This window comes from Bauldia litoralis (assembly GCF_900104485.1).
GTDB lineage: Bacteria > Pseudomonadota > Alphaproteobacteria > Rhizobiales > Kaistiaceae > Bauldia > Bauldia litoralis.
This window is the reverse complement of the sequence record NZ_FMXQ01000006.1, coordinates 94,953-113,949: the sequence shown is the minus strand read 5'-3', so window position 1 is coordinate 113,949 and position 18,997 is coordinate 94,953. Positions and strand designations below refer to the sequence as shown.

Genomic DNA, 18,997 nt, shown 5'->3' with positions numbered 1-18,997 from the left:
CATTAATCGCGATCCGCCACCCGCCCTGCCCGGATTGGCGCCGCCAAAACGCTGATCGAAAGGTCGAAATCGGAATGCGGCACCGGGTGCCTGCGCCTACAGTCGCGCCCCACGCCCGAATCCCCCGAGTCGTCGATGCCAGCAGCCATCCACCGCACCATGAATGTCGCCGAATGGGGGCTGCTGGTGACGCTGTCCATGCTGTGGGGCGGCTCGTTCTTCTTCAACGCGGTCATCCTCGTCGCCCTGCCGCCTTTCACCCTGGTTGCCGCGCGCCTGCTGCTCGGCGCAGGCTTCCTCTACCTGGTGGTCCGCATCGCCGGCCGGCGCATGCCGGTCGCGCCGAAGGTCTGGGCGGCCTTCCTGCTGATGGGCGTGCTCAACAACGTCATCCCCTTCAGCCTGATTGCCTGGGGCCAGACCCAGATGGCCAGCGGCCTCGCCTCGATCTTCAACGCGACGACGCCCTTCTTCACCGTGCTCGTCGCCCATATCTACACGCGCGACGAACGGATGACGCCGGCGACCGTCGCCGGCCTGCTCATCGGCTTCGGCGGCGTCGTGATGATGATGGGCGCCGACGCTTTGCTCGATGTGGTCGGCGGTCACCTGCTCGGCCAGCTGGCGATCCTCGCCGCGGCCCTCAGCTACGCCTTCTCGGCCGTCTTTGCCCGGCGCTTCGCCAGGACCGGCGTCGAGCCGTTGCCGGCGGCCACCGGCCAGATCGCGGCCGCAGCACTGGTCATGGCGCCGATGGCGCTGATCGTCGACCGGCCCTGGGCCCTGCCCGTGCCCGGCCCGGAGGTCTTCGGCGCGATCCTCGGACTGGCGGCGCTCGCCACCTGCCTCGCCTATGTCATCTACTACCGCATCCTCGCCACCGCCGGCGCCGTCAACCTGATGCTGGTCACGTTTCTCATTCCGGTCAGCGCCATCCTCTTGGGCACGGTCATCCTCGGCGAGCGGCTCTCGCCGCACCACTTCCTCGGCATGGCCGCCATCGGCATCGGCCTCGGCGTCATCGACGGACGGCCGCTCGCCTTTCTCCGCCGGCAAGGTTGACCGTCAGCCGCTCCGCCCGATCCTGCCAAGCGACTGGAACCTTTGCCGGTAGCGCGCTGGCGTGACTCCGGTTTTCCGCTTGAACAGCCGACGGAAATAGGCCGCGTCCTCGTAGCCGACGGCGTGCGCCACCGCGTCGGTCGGCTCGCGCGTCGTCTCCAGCATCTGCTTCGCCTCCTCGACCCGCACCGTCTGGACATAGTCGACCGGGGCATAGCCGGTCGCCGTCTTGAACCGCCGCTTGAAGGTCCGTTCGGCAAGGCCCGACTGCGCCACCATCCGCGCCACCGCGTTTGCCGCCGCGTAGTTGTCGGCCACCCAGGCCTGGGCATCGGCGACGACCGCATCCTCGCTGCGGTCCGCCCGGCGCATCGCCGCATAGGGCAACTGCCCCTCCGAGCGATCGCCGAAGACAAAGATCTTCGAGATGCGGATCGCCTCGGCCTCGCCCCGGAACCGGGCGATCAGGAAGAGCACGAGATCCTCCCATGACGCCGAGCCGCCGCTGGTGACGATCCGCCCGTCCGCCCCGCCGCGCGACAGGACGCGTTCGGCACGGATGTCGATACCGGGATAATAGGCCTTGAAGAGCGGCGCCGCGGCCCAATGCGTCGTCGCCTCGATCCCGTCGAGAATGCCCGCCTCGGCCAGGAGGACCGTCCCGGTGCAGACCGAGCAGAGCATCGCGCCCTGTTCGTACTGCCGGCCGATCCACTCCGCCGCCGCCGGCCAGCGGCCGCGCGGATCCACGTGCGGCGACAGGGTGAGATCGGTGGCCACGACGATGTCGGTCCGCGCCACGTCGCGCGTCGCGGCATGCGGCGCGATCGGTATGCCCATGGTGGTCGTGAATGGCTCGCCCTCGGGCGAGACGATGCGGGTCTCGAAGCGTCCGCAGTCGCTCGCCTCCCCGGTCAGTTCACCCCAGGCCGTGCCGACCGACAGCAGCACCTCGTAGAGCCCGTAAAGCGTCGCCGGGGTGGTTTCCGGCAGGGCAAGCAGGCTGACCGACACGATCGGCGCATCCTTGCCCGATGTCATGATCTGTCCATGGCTCAAAAGCCCCGCTTTTGTCCGAATGGCCGCTCACGCGCGCATGTCTCCCCCGGTATCTCCCCTGTCCATCGTCAATGCAACCAATGGAGAACCCCATGTCAGCCCTTCCCGCCGCCGCGCCGGCTTTCGATCAGGCCGAAGCCGAGGCTTTCGCCGACAAGACGCTTTCGATCCTCAACCACGGCGCCATCGCCGCGATGATCGCCATCGGCCACCGGTCCGGCCTGTTCGACGTGTTGGCCGGCCTGCCGGCCGCGACCAGCGCCACGATCGCCAACGCCGCCGAACTCGACGAGCGCTACGTCCGCGAATGGCTCGCCGTCATGGTCACCGGCGGCATCGTCACCTACGCGCCGAAAGGGCGGACCTATGCCCTGCCGGCCGAGCACGCCGCCTGCCTCACCCGCGATGGCGCGCTCGGCAACCTTGCGGTCTATGGCCAGTTCGTCGCGTTGATCGGCTCCCTGCAGGACAAGATTCTCGAACGCCTCGAGAGTGGCGAAGGCCTGCACTATCACGACTATCCGCACTTCCACGGCATGATGGCCGAGGACAGCGGCCAGACGGTCACCGGCCAGCTCTTCGACACAATCCTGCCGCTGGTCGACGGGATCGCCGAACGCCTCGAAGCGGGGATCGACGTGCTCGACGCCGGCTGCGGCCGCGGCGGGGCGCTGATCGCCATGGCCACGCGCTATCCGAACAGCCGCTTCGTCGGCTACGACCTCGGCGAGGACGCCATCCGCTATGCTGAAGGGGCGGCCCGCAGCGCCGGCCTCACCAACATCCGCTTCGAGGCCCGCGACCTCACCGGCTATGACGAGCGGGAGCGCTTCGACTTCATCACCACCTTCGACGCGGTCCACGACCAGAAGGACCCGGCCGGGCTGGTGCATGGGTTGTTCGGCGCACTGAAGCCCGGCGGCGTCTACCTGATGCAGGATATCGGCGGCTCGGACCATCTCGAGAACAACCTCGACTTCCCGCTCGCCGCCTTCCTCTACGCGGTGTCGCTGACCCACTGCATGCCGGTGTCGCTCGGCCAGGGTGGCGCCGGGCTCGGCACGATGTGGGGCTGGGAGACTGCCGAGGCCTTCCTCAAGGACGCCGGCTTTGTCAGCGTCACCTGCAACCGCCTGCCGCACGACCCGATGAACGTCTGGTTCGTGTCGCGGAAGCCGTGAGACCCGGGCTGGAGCCGGACCAGGGCCGGGTGGCGATCCGCCGCCCGGCTCCCCGGCGTGCGACCGGCCGCTTGAGCCCATACGGTGCGGCCGCTAGACCTGAGGAATGGCGTCGCACCGCGCGAATCTCCGGGACATCGCCCACCGCTTGACGATCCCCAATCTGCGGATCTTCCAGCAGGGCCGGCACCCGGCCGTCTGGCTGCTGGCGCCGCTGGTCGGGCTGGCCACCGGTGGCGCGGCCATTCTCTTCCGCCTCGCCATCGGCATCTTCCAGTGGCCGTGGCTCGGCACGATGACCGAGAATGTCGCGGCCGCCGCGCGCCAGCAGCCGTGGTGGGTAATCCTGCTTGCCCCGGCGATCGGCGGCTTGCTGGTCGGGCTGATGCTTAACTACCTGCTGGCCGGCAAGCGCACCGGCGCTGTGCCCGACGTGATGGAGGCGCGGATCAATGCCGGCCGCGGCCTCGGGCTCTGGCAGGGCTTCCTCAACGCGGTGGCCAGCGCCCTGTCGCTCGGCGCCGGCGCCAGCGCCGGCCGCGAGGGACCGATCGTCCATCTCGGCGCCTCGATCGCGGCGGCCGCCTGCACCCGGCTCAACCTGCCCAATGCCGGCCGCCGCACCCTGCTCGCCGCCGGCGTCGCCGGGGCCGTCGCCGCCTCCTTCAACGCGCCGATCGCCGGTGTGCTGTTCGCCCAGGAGGTGATCCTCGGCCATTTCGCCATCACCTCCTTCGTGCCGCTGGTGCTGGCCTCGGTCACCGCGACCATCGTCTCCCAGGCCTGGTTCGGCAACGTCGCCGCCTTCGTCGTTCCCGCCTACGAGATCGGCAGCTATCTCGAGGTCCCGGCCTTCATCCTGCTCGGCGTCGTCTGCGCCGGCGTCGCCATCGCCTTCCAGGTCGCCATGCTCGTCACCGACTGGCTGGCCCGCACCGTCACCATGCCGCTGATCGCCCGGCCGGCGGTCGGCGGCATCATGATCGGCGCCATCGCGATCTTCTTCCCCGAGGTGCTGGGCGTCGGCTACGACACGACCGACGCCGCGCTCAAGGACCAGTTGCCGCTCCTCCTGATGCTGGCGCTGATCGTCGCCAAGACCGCGGCAACGGCGATCGCGCTGGCCTCGCGCTTCGGCGGCGGCATCTTCTCCCCCGCCCTTTACCTCGGCGCGATGACCGGCGGCGCCTTCGGCCTGATCGCCACGACGGTCTTTCCCGGCGTCGGCTCGAGCGAGGGCCTTTACGCCATCCTCGGCATGGGCGCCGTCGCCGCGGCCCTGCTCGGCGCGCCGATCTCGACCACCGTCATGGTGTTCGAACTGACCGGCGGCTTCGCCCTGTCGATGGCGCTGCTGCTCACCGTATCGATCGCCAACGGCATCTCCAACGCGGTGCTCGGCCGCTCCTTCTTCCAGGCCCAGCTCGAGACCCGCGGCTTCGCCACCCACGAAGGCCCGCACCGCGTGGTGATGAAGACCATCCGCGTCGCCGACTTCATGGAACCGGTGGCGCCCGGCGACGACACGACGCTGGCCGAGGCCGACCGCGAGGCGGCGCTGCGCTCCGACGACACGCTGGAGACGGCGCTGCGCGTCTTCGACGCCGGCGGCCGCGACCGCATCCCCGTCACCAACCCCGCCGACCGCGCCCACCTCGTCGGCTGGGCCACCCAGGTCCGGGCGCTGGGCCGCTTCAACAAGGCGCTGATCGAGTCGAGCGTCGAGCAGAGCCGGTAGCAGCTGGCGCGCGGGCGGATTCGTCTTCCCACCGACCCGCCCGTCCCCGCTGCCCGTCTCCCGCTCGTCCCCGCGAAAGCGGGGATCCAGACCTTCTTCCCTGCCTGGCTTCGCCAGGACTGGGTCCCCGCTTTCGCGGGGATGAGCGGTGGGGGGCCGTCACCAGGGCCTTCAAGACCCGCGCTCCATCGCAACCGGGCACGCACACCAAACACCAACCTGTCATCCCCGCGAAGGCGGGGATCCAGTAAACGATGCCGGGCCTCGTTCTGCGCCGGCATCGGTTACTGGTTCCCCTTCCCTCGCGCCTCCGGCGCTCGCCGGGGATGACAGGATGGCGCGGCGCCCGACACACAGACGACGTCATGCCCGGGCCTGACCCGGGCATCCACGCCATCGCGGCGCCAGTCCCGGGATCGTGCGGCGTTGGCGTCAACGTCATGGCGTGGATGGCCGGGTCAAGCCCGGCCATGACGGCGGTGGGGTGTATCGGCTTGTGCGACATCGACAGCGCACGCTCCATCATTGCCGCGAGCGACACCGCTCCGGGCTATGATTCTTTTTTCCTTCCCGGTCCGGCCTTCGGCCGTCCTCGCCTCTTTTGTCCCGGTCGGACCTTTCGGTCCTCCTCGCCTCTTGGTGCCCCCCAGGCAAAAGCCCGAGGGGTGGCGGGCGCTCGACAAGCGTCCGGTGGCCCCGGGATGGTTTCCGGGGCGGAAATGGGCGCTTCCCGAGCGCCCGCCGCGGCGACTTTCGGCACTCCGCTTTCTGCGCTCCGGACGCCCGACCACCGCGAGGTGGCTCCCTGGATCCCTCCGGGGACTTCGCCGGGAAACGGGTTGCCCCGTGCCCGGCTGGCGGCCGCCCTTAAGGTGGGTCATGTCCCACAGCCGGTCGTAATGCCGGCGGGCTACTCGCGAAGGCCTCCCGGTCCGGCCAGGGTCCGATACCCCGGCCAGAGCAGGCGCCGCTCCACACCCCGTGAGCCGTTCGGTACCGGACACGACCCTCGGCGGGCATGGACGGGAGCGAGTTTACGGGAGGAATTTGGGAGGGGGATAAGATGGGGGGATGTGCCCGCTGGGCACCGTAGGGCGGGTTAGCCGAAGGCGTAACCCGCCAAGACAACGCATCGACAGATGGCGGAACACGCTCCGCTATTCCGCCCTACGTGCTCTCCGTCATTCCGGCGAAAGCCGGAATCCATCGAAGCGCCCGACGCCACGATGCCGCCGCCACTGAGTGCAACGCTTTCGATGGACCCCGGCTTTCGCCGGGGTGACGGTGGTGGGGCTGGACTTCGCATCCGCACGCGACAGGCGCAGCCCCGCTAGCCCCCACGCGACCCGTCATCCTCCGGCTTGACCGGAGGATCGCTGGTCGCAACCACACCCTCACCGACTCGCACGACGGCAACCCGATCCTCCGGTCAAGCCGGAGGATGACGGGTGTGGAGGTGATGAGGTTGGGGAAGCAAAGCCGTGTGGCGCGATAAGGTCACGCCGCCTGATCGCCCCGGCCGGTCATGTCGTCCCGACCCGCCAGCAGGCCGGCGACCGGAAACCAAGCGAGCGGCACCCCGATGGTCCGACCGTCGCTGAGGTCGCCCCAAAATCGAACCGCCGTTGGCGAAATGGCCCTTTCCAAAAGCTGAGAAACGCTCTCATTTGAAAAACTGCATCACCTTCTCCAATTCCACGTCGTCACCACCGAAGATTTCGCCCAGCGAGCGCCGCGAGGCGCCGATTAACGCGCCTTTCAGCGGGGCGAGAACCGGATCGGGATTATTGACTTTCAGAGTTTGAGGATCGCGACGTGGACCGAGAATATCGACACCGGACGGATCGATAATAAACATCTTCAAGCTTCCGGATTCCGCAGCTTTAGCGATAGCGGTATTCACGTGTGGATCGCGAAACCCATAACCGATGACCATCAATCGGGTTTCGGGTTTGGAAAGACAATCCTCGAACGCACTCCAATAGGTCGCCAGCAGGGGATGTAGTCCGATTTCTTGCGCCTTGTTGTTACCCATAATGAGGAGGTTGCCGCCATCAGATTCCTTCCAGTTGCTTGACCCGTGAAGCTTGATGTACGGAATTACATCCTCGCCAATCGAATAATCTGATGGGTCATCCGACGGCACATGTTCAACCGTCGCCGCTGGGATTGGGTAGTCAGGGGCGCACCCGACTTGATGGACACCGGGCGATCGAAGGCGCTGAGATATCCGTCTCATTTCTATCGTTTTGGAGCCAAGACGTTCGCAGTGATATTCGAGCAGCAAGTCTTGGTTCAGAGTGAAGATCGCGTCAAATCTGGTTAGGAAAAGAACAATTGAACGCCTGTCCTCTTCGGAGAACTCGAATCGACGGCCAGCGAGAGCCGAATTCATACGTCCGAATACGGCAGAGAAAACACTATCCATCTCTGTCCTGAGCGGCCCTCGCAGTTTCGATAAGACGCTCTCGAAGTTCCTTTCTTTCCAGAGTACACTTTTTGTGAAAGCGTTTAAGTCGTAGCTAAGCAGCGTTTCGAAAAATTCGCTTGCAATCCAGCCGCCCCAATTGCGCGTGAAGCCCGCGCCCGTCAGCAAAACAAAGCGACGTCTTTCTGTTGCTTGAGGATCTGGCTGCATGCTTCGCCCCTATCGCGCAGAGAATGTACTACCATCGGTAGCAAGTTCCGCGATTTGCTTCCACTCTACCCCCCTCCCCATTCGCCTCCCCCATCCCCATCTGTTGCTATAGTGTTCCCCTGACCGCAGAATCACCAAGAGCAACAAACGCCGCATGACCGGCCCTGCCTCCCGCGCCATCATTCCCGGCGACGAGCCGCCCGCGCCGAAGCCTGGCGGCATTGCCGACCGGGCGCGGGGTGCGCGTGCCGCCGGCGGCGACTACCTTGCCAAGCTGAACCCCGAGCAGCGGCGCGCCGTCGAGGCGCTGGACGGGCCGGTGCTGGTGCTGGCCGGGGCTGGGACCGGCAAGACCCGGGTGCTGACCACCCGCATCGCCCACCTTTTGGCCACCGGCCGGGCGCGGCCGTGGGAAATCCTCGCCGTCACCTTCACCAACAAGGCGGCGCGGGAGATGAAGCACCGCATCGGCGACCTGATCGGCGGCGTGCTGGAGGGGATGGAGTGGCTCGGCACCTTCCATTCGATCGGCGCCAAGATCCTGCGCCGTCATGCGGAGCTGGCCGGGCTGAAATCCGGCTTCACCATCCTCGACACCGACGACCAGATCCGCCTGATGAAGCAGATCATCCAGGCCGCCGGCATCGACGAGAAGCGCTGGCCGGCCCGCCAGCTCGCCGGCCATATCGACCACTGGAAGAACAAGGGCCTGGCGCCGAAGGACGTGCCGCAAGGCGACGGCCATGTCTTCGCCGACGGGCGCGGCGTCAAGCTTTATGCCGCCTACCAGGCGCGGCTGAAGGTGCTCAACGCCGCCGATTTCGGCGACCTGATCCTCGAGCCGCTCAGGATCCTGCGCGAGCATCCGGACGTGCTGGCCGAATATCACAAGCGCTTCCGCTACATGCTGGTCGACGAGTACCAGGACACCAACGTCGCGCAGTATCTGTGGCTCAGGCTGCTGGCCCAGGAGCGCAAGAACATCTGCTGCGTCGGCGACGACGACCAGTCGATCTATGGCTGGCGCGGCGCCGAGGTCGACAACATCCTGCGCTTCGAGAAGGATTTTCCCGGCGCCACCGTCATCCGGCTGGAGCGCAACTACCGCTCGACCGCGCATATCCTCGGCGCCGCCTCGCACCTCATCGCCCATAACGAAAGCCGGCTCGGCAAGACGCTGTTCACCGACGCGGTCGATCCCGAGGCGGCGAAGGTCTCGGTCGCCTCGTCATGGGATTCGGAGGAGGAAGCCCGCGCCGTCGGCGAGGAGATCGAGCAGCTCCAGCGCCAGGGCCATACGCTGAACGAGATCGCCATCCTCGTCCGCGCCTCCTTCCAGATGCGCTCCTTCGAGGATCGCTTCGTCACGCTCGGCCTGAATTACCGCGTCATCGGCGGGCCGCGCTTCTACGAGCGCGCCGAGATCCGCGATGCGCTGGCCTATTTCCGCGTCGTCGCCCAGCCGGCCGACGACCTCGCCTTCGAGCGCATCGTCAACACCCCGCGCCGCGGCATCGGCGACACCACCGTGCGGCTGCTGCACGACCGGGCGCGAGCGCGCGGCGTGCCGCTGACCGAGGCGGCAGCCGAAATGATCGGCACCGACGAGATCAATGCCCGCGCCCGCACAGCCATCCGCGACCTGCTGGCAAGCTTCGACCGCTGGCGCGAGCAGCTCGAGACGCTGCCGCATACCGAGCTGGCCGAGATCATCCTCGAGGAGTCCGGCTATACCGAGATGTGGCAGGCCGACCGCTCGGCCGACGCGCCGGGGCGGCTGGAGAACCTCAAGGAGCTGGTCCGCTCGATGGAGGAATTCGACTCCATGGCCGGCTTCCTCGAGCATATCTCGCTGGTCATGGACACCGACTCCGAGGCCTCCGCCGACGCCGTGTCGATCATGACGCTGCATTCGGCCAAGGGGCTGGAATTCGACTCGGTCATCCTGCCGGGCTGGGAGGAAGGGCTGTTTCCCTCGCAGCGCACGCTCGACGAGAGCGGCCGCGTCGGCCTCGAGGAGGAGCGCCGGCTCGCCTATGTCGGCATCACCCGGGCGCGCAAGCGCGCCTATATCCGCTTCGCCTCGAACCGCCGCATCCACGGCCTGTGGCAGTCGTCGGTTCCGTCGCGCTTCGTCGACGAACTGCCGGAGGCGCATGTCGACGTGGTCGAGGAGTCCAATTCCTATGGCGGCTACGGCATGGGCTCCTACGGCGAAAGCCGCTTCGACACCCGCGATCCCTTCCAGAACACCTATTCGACACCGGGGTGGAAACGGGCGCAGAAGAACCGCTCGGGCGGCGGCTTCGACGAGGCGAGCCAGGGCGGCTATGGCAACTTCTCCGGGCCCCGCTCGAAGCAGCGCTTCATCGAGGGCGACCTCGTCGCCAAGAGCGTCGTCGGCGGCTCGTCGATCTACGAGACCGGCGAGCGCGTCTTCCACCAGAAGTTCGGCTACGGCCACATCGCCACGATCGACGGCAACAAGCTGACCATCGATTTCGACAAGGCCGGGCGGAAACGCGTGCTGGACAGCTTCGTCGAGCGGCACTGAAGCCGTCCGCGTCAGGCGCGCCAAACCTTTCCAAAATTTCATCCGGCGGCCATCCCGCTGCCATGCAGCAAGCCCCACATTGGTGGGCATGGAACCGCATTACGACTACACCGAGCCTCGCCGCGCGCGGCGGATTTCCGCCCGGCCGGGCGTGCTTGCCGCGGCGGCCGGGGCGATCGCGCTGGCCAGCTTCGCGGCCGGCGCGGCGATGGATCGCCCGACGGCCTCCGCCGCCCTCTCCCTGCCCGCGTCAGCCGCGGCGTTGCCCGTTGGAGCGGCCCTGCCGGGAACCGGCTTCGCCGATCTCGTCGACCGGGTGCGCCCCGCCGTGATCTCGGTCCAGGCGATGGCGCAGGTCCCCTCGCCGGTCGCCAACCGCCTGTTTCGCAGCCGCCAGGCGCCGGTCTCGATCGCCGAAGGCTCCGCCTTCTTCATCTCGGCCGACGGCTATGCGGTGACCAACCACCATGTCGTCGACGGCGCCCGCGTCGTCCAGGTGACGATGGAGGATGGCGCGGTCTACCGGGGCGACGTCATCGGTATCGACCCGGCGACAGACCTGGCGCTGATCAAGGTGGATGCGCCGGACCCGGTCGCGCATGTGGCGTTCGCCGATGGCGAGCCGCGCGTCGGCGACTGGGTGGTGGCCGTCGGCAGCCCCTTCGGCCTCGGCCACACGGTGACCGCGGGGATCGTCTCGGCCGTCGATCGCGAGCTCGGCCGCAACGGCGTCGGCTATATCCAGATCGATGCGCCGATCAACCAGGGCAATTCCGGCGGTCCGACCTTCGACCTCGCCGGCAACGTCGTCGGCATCAACTCGATGATCTTCTCGCCGAATGGCGGATCGGTCGGCGTCGGCTTCGACATTCCGGCCAGCACTGCCCGGAGCGTCATCGCCGGCATGATGGGCGGCGGCCTGATCGATCGATTGTTTTGAGGTCGCCTGCGCCGGCCAGGGCACGGTAGCGGTTACCGGGCCAATCTGGCGAAGATGGCGTCGGCGGCGCGGCGGACAATCCAGGCGCCGGTCCTGCCCGGCGCGACATAGGTGAAGCCGGGCCTGGTGGTGCCGTCGGCGTTCCGGCCAAGGCGCTGGTTGGTATTCATCTGTCGATGCCTCAGCGAGCGCGGTGGAAGGGCGCACGGATGGCGTTGAAGACGACCGAGCGCGTCGTGCCATAGAAGTCGACCAGCGCCTCGGCGCGAAGATGCCGAGCCTGCGAGCGATAGTGATCGAAGTCGACCGCCGCGTCTGTCCGCTGGCGGGTGGCGTGAACCTGGGTCATGGAAACCTCCCTCCGGATCGCATGGTCCGATGGAGGGATGATGGCGGAGCCCCGCCTCTCGTGCAGTGAGCCGGGTCACAAGCGATGGGAGACTATCCGCCGCCGACACGCCGGCGACGGACCGGGTCAGGGGCTCGGCGGCTACCAGTCGCAGGAATAGATCCAGACGCATTCGGCATCGCCGCCATAGGGACAGTCGAAATCCCATCCGCAATAACGCTCGCCGCTCTTGCGCTCCGGTCGGCTCACCGGCACGGCGTCGATCGCGTCGAGCAAATACTGGTCGTCGCCGGACAGGCCCTTGGCTTCGGCGAGAATGACGGAAACGTCGAAGGCCTTGCTGGCGCCCGCCGCGGCCGGATCGGCGACCGGCGCCTCGATCCCGGCCAGCAGCTTCGCGCCGACCAGCAGCATCATCGGGTCCTTGTCGGCACGGCCGATCGCGATCAGGCTGGTCGCGGTCTTCACCTTGGCCTGTTGCTGCGCCAGTTCGGCGGCACTGGGTTGCCCGGCATCCTGCGCCATGGCAGCGCCCGACAGGCAGAAGGCTGCGAGCGCTCCTGCCGTCATCGAAAGATGTTTCCTGCTCATCTGGGATTCCTCACGCGTTGAAGGACGGGCTCCCGGCGGCGGGGGCCGGCCTGACGGCCACCCCCGCCGCAACGGATCTCGGTGGGGCTAGTAGCAGGACAATACCCATTCCCACGCGTAGGGATCGCTCCCGTAGCCTTGGACCTGGACCCAATCGCAGTTGCGCTCGCCACTGCGATTGGCACGCTCGGTGGGCACCGCGGCGATCGCATCGAGAAGCATCTCGTTGTCGCCCGCGAGCGCCTTGGCCTCGTCGAGGATCGCCGACACGTCATAGGTCTTTTCCGACCCGTCAAGATCGACACCGGAAAGGATCTTGGCGCCGACCACCAGCATCATCGGATCCTTGTCGGCACGGCCCAATGCGACAACGCCGATGCCAACCCGGACCTTGGTCTGGATTTCGGCAGCCTGCTGGGCGGTGAGCTGCTTGCCGCCTTCGGCGTAGCTGGTTCCGGCGAGCGCGACGAAAGCGACCGCACCGGCGGCCAGGGAAATGACACTCTTCTTCATGCCTGTTCCTTCCTATGGGTCGCCGCGACGAAAACTACCCTGACCCACGCGGCGACCGGGTGGGGTGGGACAGGCCATCGCCAGCGGCGATGGAGCGGGAACGGAAGACTCAACGCAAGGCGACCTCCACCGACGGCGCGGTGACGTCCGTCCTGTCACGAGCCAGCGCTGGCCAGTGCGGGCACGCAGGCGCGCGGCTTCGGATCGTGGCGCGGGGACGCGGGAAAGAGTTGTGCGCAAGCGTCATGAGGCGGCGCGCGTACACCGGTGGGAATGGCGTCGAACCGCCGGCCAGGATGTCGTCGTCCTGTCGCACCAATGCCAACTCGCGATCATTGAGGGACCGGCAGCAAATCGATGCCGGATCCCGCCATGCCCTCCTCGCGGTAAATGCAAACTTGCCACAGGCGCTGGGCGAAATGAAGTCGCGAATTCGGCGATACCGTGAGCATTTGCGCGCCTTTTGTGGTTTAGCATCGGCGCGAGACTGGCGCGGCCGGACGATGGCGGCGCCGATGCAACGAAAGGCGACACATGAACTGGACGGCGAGCGTGACCCTGTCGGAGGCCGGGGCGAAGGCCCTTGCCGAGGTGCTGGGCGATGACGAGGACCTGGCGGCCCATGCCGTCGACGCGGCCGAGACGACGCCCGGCCGTTGGCGGCTGATGGTCTATTTCCCGGCCGAACCGAACAAGGCCGAACGCGCTGCCCTGAAACGCCACGCGGTCGAGGCGCTCGGCAAGGACGGGCCGGCCTTCGCCTTCGAGGCGCTGGCGGATGCCGACTGGGTGGCGATGAGCCTCGAGGGACTGACGCCGGTGCGCGTCGGCCGCTTCGTCGTGCACGGCAGCCATGATCGCGCCGTCGCCCGCATCGGCGACATTGCCATCGAGATCGAGGCCGCCCAGGCCTTCGGCACCGGCCACCACGGCACCACCGCCGGCTGTCTCGCCGCCATCGACCGGCTGGCGCGGACGCGGCGCATCCATCGAGCGCTTGATGTCGGCACCGGATCGGCGGTGCTGGCGATCGCGATCGCGCGGCTCGCGAAGGTTTCGGTTCTGGCCAGCGATATCGACCCGGTCGCCGCCCGCATCGCGGCGGAAAACATTCGCCTCAACGGCGTCGCGACGCTGGTCCGGGCGATCTGCGCGGCAGGCGTCGACGACCGGCGCTTCGCTGTCGCGGGCGGGTTCGACCTGATCGTCGCGAATATCCTTGCCGGGCCGCTGGTCGGGCTGGCCCCGCCGATCCGCCGGCGTCTGGCGCCCGGAGGCACGATCGTGCTGTCCGGCCTGCTGGTCCATCAGGCCAACCGCGTCGTCGCCGCCTACCGGGCCCAGGGCCTGCGCCTGGTTCGCTCGGATGTCCGCGAAGGCTGGGTGACGCTCACCCTGGCGCTCCGCTGAAACGACGGCGGCAGCGCCCGCCGCCACGTCTCTGCCCCGCCGCTCGAGCGATCGTTGCCGCTCAGGCGTAGATGATGATGTCGATGTCGCCGAGGCTGTCCGGCGCCTTGTCGGTGAATTTCGCGAATTTCACGTCGTCGTAGAACAGCGCGCCATGCTTGTAGGAGACGTGGCCGTCGGGATCGGCGAGCTCGCCGAGCGCCAGGTCGGGAACCTTGCTCTGCTTGAGATGGATCGTGTCCTGGCTGGCGTCGAAGTCGGTGATCTTGTCCCAGTGCTTTTTTGCGCTGGCCTTGGTCATCGCGAAGTCGAACAGGAAGGCATCCGCCCCCTTGCCGCCGGACATCTTGTCCTTGCCCTTGCCGCCGATCAGCGTGTCGTCGCCGATCCCGCCGCGCAGCCGGTCGTCGCCGCGCGAACCGTCAAGGTAGTCGTCTCCCCTGCCGCCGATCAGCTTGTCGCGGCCGGCGTGTCCGACCAGAAGGTCCCAGCCGGCCTGGCCGAACAGCTTGTCGTTCCCGGCAAGGCCCAGCACGATGTCGTCGCCGGCCCGCGCCTTGATGGTTTCATGGGCCTTGGTGCCGTAGAGCGAATCCGCGCCCCTGGTGGCGGTGGTGATCGGGTCGTCGACCCAGGACGGAACCGAGATGCCGGGCTTGAGACCGTCCGGCTGGTAACTGCCATTCTCTCCGTAAATCCCGAACCCGACCTGGCCGGCCGGCCAGGTGACGGCCGGGCGGTCGAAGGCGTCGAAGACGAATAGCGGCACGGTTTTGCCGCCGGCCGATTCCTGACCATCCAGCCAGGCAAACATCTCCTTGATGACTTTCTGCTGGTTGGCGGCGCCCCAGTCTTCCGAATAGCCGGTCTCGCCGACAAACACCTCGAGCGTGGTTCCGAAGGCCTTCTGGACCGCCGTGAAATAGGCCTCGACCGTGCTGAAGTCGGTGCTCTTCTGGTTGTCGCCAGTATACTGGTTGAAGGCGACGAAAGGCACGCCGTTGTTCCACTTGGCGCCCCAGTTGGCGATGATATGCGCCGGGATCTTGACCGATACCTCGTTGGTCACGCCGTAGTTGGCGATGGTCGTGGTGATCGGGATCGAATCGAGCCCGTATTTGGCCATCGACGCCTTGAGGTTGTCGAAGGCCGCCGGAATCCAGGTGTCGACGTAGTCGCTGAAGCTCGTCGAGGTCGGCGGCGGACCGTGCTGGTCGATCTCGTTGCCAAGCTCGATCGCCTTGAGGCCGATCTTGACCTTGGCGACGCTGCCGAAGTCGGCGATCAGCATCTTGACCCAGAGATCGGTATAGGCGGAGCTTGTCATCAGCCCGCCGGTCCAGGTCGAACCGGCGCCGGATATCGCCAGGGCGCTGTTGTTGGTGCCCATCACCAGTTCGTTGCCGGGATTCTTGACGATCCAGTCGATGACCTGGGATTGCGTCGGGTCCATCGACGGCGTCGTCGGGTCGGTCGTGCCGACAGCGGCCGCGTGATAGGTCCGGATCAGATGAAAATTCTCGGCGATCTGGTCGAGATCGGCGGAGATCGAATAGCCCGTCCGGCCGACCTCCCAGCTCTCGTAGTTGACGCCGACGTTATAGGCGAACGGCGTCTGCGCCGGGATCAGCGGATCGGTCTTCTTGGCCATGGCGGCATCATTCCCCAAAGGACAATTTACGACAGCCATAGCGGACGTCGGTTAAGACAAAGGGAATGACCTCGGCCAATGCACGCAAACCGACTCGGCATGCCTGTCTGGCGAGCCGGCAACGCCGTCACGAAGGGTTGGTAGGCGCCGTCTAGAGCGGAGGGCCCGAACCGGCGGCCCACGCCGCGATCTCCAGCACGAGCTTTCGCCGCAGCGCCACCGCGAACGACTCGGAGCGGTCGACGGCGATGACGAAAGATCCCGGCCCGCCGATGACCTCGTCGCGGTAATAGGCGTGAATGTCGCGATCATCGTCCTCGAAGAGGTAATCGTATGGCCCGTCCCTGTTTGGCTTCTCGGAGGCGATCGACAGGCCGTTGATGACGATGCGGCGGGCGATTACCGCCTCGCGCGCCTCGGCGACCGGCGGCCCCTGGTCGCTGACCCCGTCCCCGGAGATGTCGATGGTCCGCCGATACGAGCGGAAGCCGTTCGAGTCGAACTGCGCCGCGGCGAAGAACAATCCGCTCGAGACGGCGGTTCCGGATCCGCTGTTGCGCGACGGCGCCGCCGCCAGGGTCTCGGTGAAGGCCATGACGCTGGCCCGGCCGGTCAGCACGGTCCAGGGCACGACGACGGATTGCGTGCGCGGCCCGGCCCATTCGACATAGGTCACCGCGATCCGGCCGATCGGCCCGGAGGCGATGGCGTTGATCACGTCGGGATCGCGCAGCGCCTCGATATGCCCTTCGCGCTGCAGGCGCATCTCGTCGCGGCTCATCGAGCCGGACGCATCGGCGGCCAGCACGAGTTGCAGGTCGACCTCGATCAGGTCGGCAGCATTGGCGACTGCGGAGTGAAAACCGGAGGCCGCCAGAAGCATCGCGAGGCGGAGGAAAACGGGGGAAGCGCGCATAGCATCACCTTGCCTTGCCTCCCTGGTTGGTTGTCCGTCGCCGCGCGCCATGCGCGGCACGACCTCCCTCTCCGGGGTCGGAGCAAGAACGGTGCCTTTCGGCGCGCTATCCCCGCCCCCGGTCGATACGCGGATACGCAGTTAGAGCGGGAAGCGGCCGCTGCCGGCTTCCTCGATCGCCTTGCGGTCGTAGCCGAAGGTGGCGAGCGTCGCGTCGTCGAGACCGAGCAGATAGGCGTTGATGCTCTGCCGGGCGCGCTCTTCGCGCGCTGACATCATCCGCCCGAGGACGCGCCGCAGCACGCCCCGCCCCGGTGTCGCCCGTCCGCCGATGTCGCCGGCTATCCTGGTGGCCATGATCCTGTCCTTCCGAATCGGTCTTTCCATGCCCTCCGAGAGCCGAGATACGCTTGCCTCGGAGAAACGAAAACCCGGCCAAGCGCATGACTGATATGCGATTATTGCACCGCACTGTCATAATGCTGCAATGCACAAGAGCCGTGCAGCCGGAATGACCGCGCGGCACGGCTTTTTGTTTGAACGCGCTGCTCAGCGCCCATAGAAAGAGCAGATGACAGACAGCGATCCCCACCGTGACCGGCTTGCCCGGCTGCGCGCCGAACTCGCCCGCGAGGGACTTTCCGGCTTCATCGTCCCCCATGCCGACGAACACCAGAGCGAATATCTGCCGGCCTCGGCCGAGCGGCTGGCCTGGCTGACCGGCTTCACCGGTTCGGCCGGCACGGCCATCGTCCTTGCCACCAGGGCGGCGGTCTTCGTCGACGGGCGCTATACCCTGCAGGTGGTGAGCGAGGTCGACGCCGACCTGTTCGCGCATGTCCATCTGGTCGAGACGCCGCCATCGCAATGGCTCAAGGCGAATGCCGCGTCCGGCGACCGGATCGGCTACGACCCATGGCTGATGACGGCCGCCGAAGTCCGCCGGCTGGAGGCCGCCTGCGCCGCGGTCGGGGCCGAGCTTGTCGCCGTGGCGGCAAACCCGGTCGACCGGATCTGGACCGACCGGCCGGCGCCGCCGACCGGCGCGGTGTCGCTCCACCCGGTGGCGCTTGCCGGCGAGACGGCCGAGGAGAAGATCGCCCGGCTGCAGGCCCTGCTGGCCGAGGACAAGGCCGATGCCGCCGTGCTCGGCCAGGCCGACTCGATCGCCTGGACCTTCAACCTGCGCGGCGCCGACATTGCCCATAACCCGGTGGCGTTGGCCTGGGCGATCCTGCCGCGCTCCGGCAAACCGACGCTGTTCATCGACGGCCGCAAGCTGTCCAACACCGTGCGCGATGCCCTCTCCGCCCTCGCCGATATCAACGAACCGTCCCACCTCGACGACGCGCTGGCGGGGCTCGGCCGCGACAAGGCGACGGTGCTGATCGAGCCGCGCGCCACCGCCATCGCGGTCGCCAATGCGATCACCGCCGCCGGCGGCACGGTGATCGACGGCGCCGACCCGGTGTCGCTGCCCAAGGCGCGCAAGAACGCCACCGAGATCGCCGGCTCGCATAGCGCCCATGTCCGCGACGGCGCGGCGATGGTCCGCTTCCTCGCCTGGCTCGATGCCGGCGCGGCCAGCGGGACGGTTGACGAACTCACCGCCGCCGACAGGCTTGCCGCCTTCCGCGCCGAGACCGCGAAAGCCGACGGCTCGGAGCTCGTCGATCTCTCCTTCGACACGATCTCGGGCGCCGGGCCGAACGGCGCCATCGTCCATTACCGGGTCTCGCCGGCCACCAACCGCCGGCTGGAAAGCGGCTCGCTCTACCTTGTCGATTCTGGCGCCCAGTATCGCGACGGCACCACCGACATCACCCGCACCGTCGCCATCGGCACGCCCGACGCCGAGATGCGCGACCGCTTCACCCGCGTGCTGAAGGGCCATATCGCCGTTGCCAGCGCCCGCTTTCCGGCCGGCACCACCGGCGTCATGCTCGACGCCTATGCCCGCCGCCCGCTGTGGGAGGCCGGCCTCGACTTCGACCACGGCACCGGCCACGGCATCGGCTCGTTCCTGTCCGTCCACGAGGGACCGGCGAGCATCTCGAAACGCGGCAACGTGCCCTTCGAGCCGGGGATGATCCTTTCGGACGAGCCCGGCTACTACAAGACCGGCGCCTGGGGCATCCGGATCGAGAACCTCATCCTGGTCACACCGCCCGCGGCGATCCCCGGCGGCGAACGCGAGATGCTCGGTTTCGAGACGCTGACGCTCTGCCCGATCGACCGCCGGCTGATCGACACCGCGCTGCTGACCCCGGCCGAGATCGCCTGGGTCGACGCCTATCACGCGCGGCTGCTACCGGAGCTCGGCCACCTGCTCGCGGACGACGAGCAAACCTGGCTGGCGGAGGCGACCCGACCTCTGGCGGTTCTGGCCTGAGAA

16 protein-coding genes are annotated in these 18,997 nt (G+C 67.5%); 7 read left to right on the top strand and 9 right to left on the bottom strand.

The window, feature by feature from the left end; genetic code table 11:
- Positions 1–135: 135 nt before the first annotated feature.
- Positions 136–1,062, top strand: a complete 927-nt coding sequence (locus BLT60_RS14875; RefSeq protein WP_090877365.1) for a DMT family transporter — start codon at positions 136–138, stop codon at positions 1,060–1,062.
- Between the two features lie 3 nt (positions 1,063–1,065).
- Here the strand turns inward: BLT60_RS14875 and BLT60_RS14870 are convergent, their stop codons facing one another.
- Positions 1,066–2,103, bottom strand: coding sequence for a GlxA family transcriptional regulator (locus tag BLT60_RS14870; RefSeq protein WP_090877363.1), 1,038 nt, complete (start codon positions 2,101–2,103; stop codon positions 1,066–1,068).
- A gap of 110 nt (positions 2,104–2,213) precedes the next feature.
- Between BLT60_RS14870 and BLT60_RS14865 the strand changes: the two genes are divergently transcribed.
- Both BLT60_RS14865 and BLT60_RS14860 read left to right on the top strand, forming a co-directional pair.
- Positions 2,214–3,302: a class I SAM-dependent methyltransferase gene (locus tag BLT60_RS14865; protein ID WP_090877803.1), complete on the top strand. Its 1,089-nt coding sequence runs from the start codon at positions 2,214–2,216 to the stop codon at positions 3,300–3,302.
- 148 nt (positions 3,303–3,450) lie between these two features.
- On the top strand, positions 3,451–5,040 hold the full coding sequence (locus BLT60_RS14860) for a chloride channel protein (protein ID WP_342028600.1): 1,590 nt from the start codon (positions 3,451–3,453) through the stop codon (positions 5,038–5,040).
- Positions 5,041–6,703: 1,663 nt separating this feature from the next.
- On the opposite strand, the gene BLT60_RS14855 is transcribed toward BLT60_RS14860, so the two are convergent.
- Complete coding sequence (locus BLT60_RS14855; RefSeq protein ID WP_090877359.1) at positions 6,704–7,678, bottom strand: SIR2 family protein; 975 nt, start codon at positions 7,676–7,678, stop codon at positions 6,704–6,706.
- A gap of 154 nt (positions 7,679–7,832) precedes the next feature.
- Here BLT60_RS14855 and BLT60_RS14850 point away from each other — a divergent pair, with 154 nt between their 5' ends.
- Positions 7,833–10,232 carry an ATP-dependent helicase gene (locus tag BLT60_RS14850; protein ID WP_090877358.1) on the top strand — a complete coding sequence of 800 codons (2,400 nt, stop codon included), beginning with the start codon at positions 7,833–7,835 and terminating at the stop codon, positions 10,230–10,232.
- 88 nt (positions 10,233–10,320) lie between these two features.
- A complete protein-coding gene (locus BLT60_RS14845; protein WP_090877356.1) occupies positions 10,321–11,172 on the top strand; it encodes a S1C family serine protease in 852 nt (283 codons plus the stop codon).
- A 32-nt stretch (positions 11,173–11,204) separates the two neighbouring features.
- On the opposite strand, the gene BLT60_RS24390 is transcribed toward BLT60_RS14845, so the two are convergent.
- The 4 genes from BLT60_RS24390 to BLT60_RS14835 form a co-directional block, all read right to left on the bottom strand.
- Positions 11,205–11,342, bottom strand: coding sequence for a hypothetical protein (locus BLT60_RS24390; protein WP_175478460.1), 138 nt, complete (start codon positions 11,340–11,342; stop codon positions 11,205–11,207).
- 11 nt (positions 11,343–11,353) lie between these two features.
- On the bottom strand, positions 11,354–11,521 hold the full coding sequence (locus BLT60_RS24385) for a hypothetical protein (protein WP_175478459.1): 168 nt from the start codon (positions 11,519–11,521) through the stop codon (positions 11,354–11,356).
- Between the two features lie 141 nt (positions 11,522–11,662).
- Complete coding sequence (locus BLT60_RS14840) at positions 11,663–12,112, bottom strand: hypothetical protein (RefSeq protein WP_090877354.1); 450 nt, start codon at positions 12,110–12,112, stop codon at positions 11,663–11,665.
- Between the two features lie 87 nt (positions 12,113–12,199).
- Positions 12,200–12,625, bottom strand: coding sequence for a hypothetical protein (locus BLT60_RS14835; protein ID WP_090877352.1), 426 nt, complete (start codon positions 12,623–12,625; stop codon positions 12,200–12,202).
- Positions 12,626–13,159: 534 nt separating this feature from the next.
- Between BLT60_RS14835 and BLT60_RS14830 the strand changes: the two genes are divergently transcribed.
- On the top strand, positions 13,160–14,035 hold the full coding sequence (locus BLT60_RS14830) for a 50S ribosomal protein L11 methyltransferase (RefSeq protein ID WP_090877350.1): 876 nt from the start codon (positions 13,160–13,162) through the stop codon (positions 14,033–14,035).
- Between the two features lie 61 nt (positions 14,036–14,096).
- Here BLT60_RS14830 and BLT60_RS14825 read toward each other — a convergent pair whose 3' ends face one another.
- The 3 genes from BLT60_RS14825 to BLT60_RS14815 all read right to left on the bottom strand — a co-directional run bounded on the left by BLT60_RS14825 (position 14,097) and on the right by BLT60_RS14815 (position 16,959).
- Positions 14,097–15,686, bottom strand: a complete 1,590-nt coding sequence (locus BLT60_RS14825) for a calcium-binding protein (RefSeq protein WP_090877348.1) — start codon at positions 15,684–15,686, stop codon at positions 14,097–14,099.
- Between the two features lie 151 nt (positions 15,687–15,837).
- Entirely contained in the window at positions 15,838–16,602 is a 765-nt protein-coding gene (locus BLT60_RS14820) for a DUF1194 domain-containing protein (protein ID WP_175478458.1), read from the bottom strand.
- Positions 16,603–16,743: 141 nt separating this feature from the next.
- Positions 16,744–16,959: a hypothetical protein gene (locus BLT60_RS14815; protein WP_090877801.1), complete on the bottom strand. Its 216-nt coding sequence runs from the start codon at positions 16,957–16,959 to the stop codon at positions 16,744–16,746.
- A gap of 214 nt (positions 16,960–17,173) precedes the next feature.
- Between BLT60_RS14815 and BLT60_RS14810 the strand changes: the two genes are divergently transcribed.
- Positions 17,174–18,994, top strand: a complete 1,821-nt coding sequence (locus BLT60_RS14810) for an aminopeptidase P family protein (protein WP_090877345.1) — start codon at positions 17,174–17,176, stop codon at positions 18,992–18,994.
- Positions 18,995–18,997 lie beyond the last annotated feature (3 nt).

What these genes read in the sequence shown, in the direction of transcription:
- BLT60_RS14835 (WP_090877352.1), bottom strand. Translation starts at nt 12,625, where the DNA reads ATGAAGAAGAGTGTCATTTCCCTGGCCGCCGGTGCGGTCGCTTTCGTC.
- BLT60_RS14855 (WP_090877359.1), bottom strand. Translation starts at nt 7,678, where the DNA reads ATGCAGCCAGATCCTCAAGCAACAGAAAGACGTCGCTTTGTTTTGCTG.
- BLT60_RS14875 (WP_090877365.1), top strand. Translation starts at nt 136, where the DNA reads ATGCCAGCAGCCATCCACCGCACCATGAATGTCGCCGAATGGGGGCTG.
- BLT60_RS14810 (WP_090877345.1), top strand. Translation starts at nt 17,174, where the DNA reads ATGACAGACAGCGATCCCCACCGTGACCGGCTTGCCCGGCTGCGCGCC.
- BLT60_RS24385 (WP_175478459.1), bottom strand. Translation starts at nt 11,521, where the DNA reads ATGACCCAGGTTCACGCCACCCGCCAGCGGACAGACGCGGCGGTCGAC.
- BLT60_RS24390 (WP_175478460.1), bottom strand. Translation starts at nt 11,342, where the DNA reads ATGAATACCAACCAGCGCCTTGGCCGGAACGCCGACGGCACCACCAGG.
- BLT60_RS14850 (WP_090877358.1), top strand. Translation starts at nt 7,833, where the DNA reads ATGACCGGCCCTGCCTCCCGCGCCATCATTCCCGGCGACGAGCCGCCC.
- BLT60_RS14825 (WP_090877348.1), bottom strand. Translation starts at nt 15,686, where the DNA reads ATGGCCAAGAAGACCGATCCGCTGATCCCGGCGCAGACGCCGTTCGCC.
- BLT60_RS14815 (WP_090877801.1), bottom strand. Translation starts at nt 16,959, where the DNA reads ATGGCCACCAGGATAGCCGGCGACATCGGCGGACGGGCGACACCGGGG.
- BLT60_RS14820 (WP_175478458.1), bottom strand. Translation starts at nt 16,602, where the DNA reads ATGCGCGCTTCCCCCGTTTTCCTCCGCCTCGCGATGCTTCTGGCGGCC.
- BLT60_RS14830 (WP_090877350.1), top strand. Translation starts at nt 13,160, where the DNA reads ATGAACTGGACGGCGAGCGTGACCCTGTCGGAGGCCGGGGCGAAGGCC.
- BLT60_RS14870 (WP_090877363.1), bottom strand. Translation starts at nt 2,103, where the DNA reads ATGACATCGGGCAAGGATGCGCCGATCGTGTCGGTCAGCCTGCTTGCC.
- BLT60_RS14865 (WP_090877803.1), top strand. Translation starts at nt 2,214, where the DNA reads ATGTCAGCCCTTCCCGCCGCCGCGCCGGCTTTCGATCAGGCCGAAGCC.
- BLT60_RS14845 (WP_090877356.1), top strand. Translation starts at nt 10,321, where the DNA reads ATGGAACCGCATTACGACTACACCGAGCCTCGCCGCGCGCGGCGGATT.
- BLT60_RS14840 (WP_090877354.1), bottom strand. Translation starts at nt 12,112, where the DNA reads ATGAGCAGGAAACATCTTTCGATGACGGCAGGAGCGCTCGCAGCCTTC.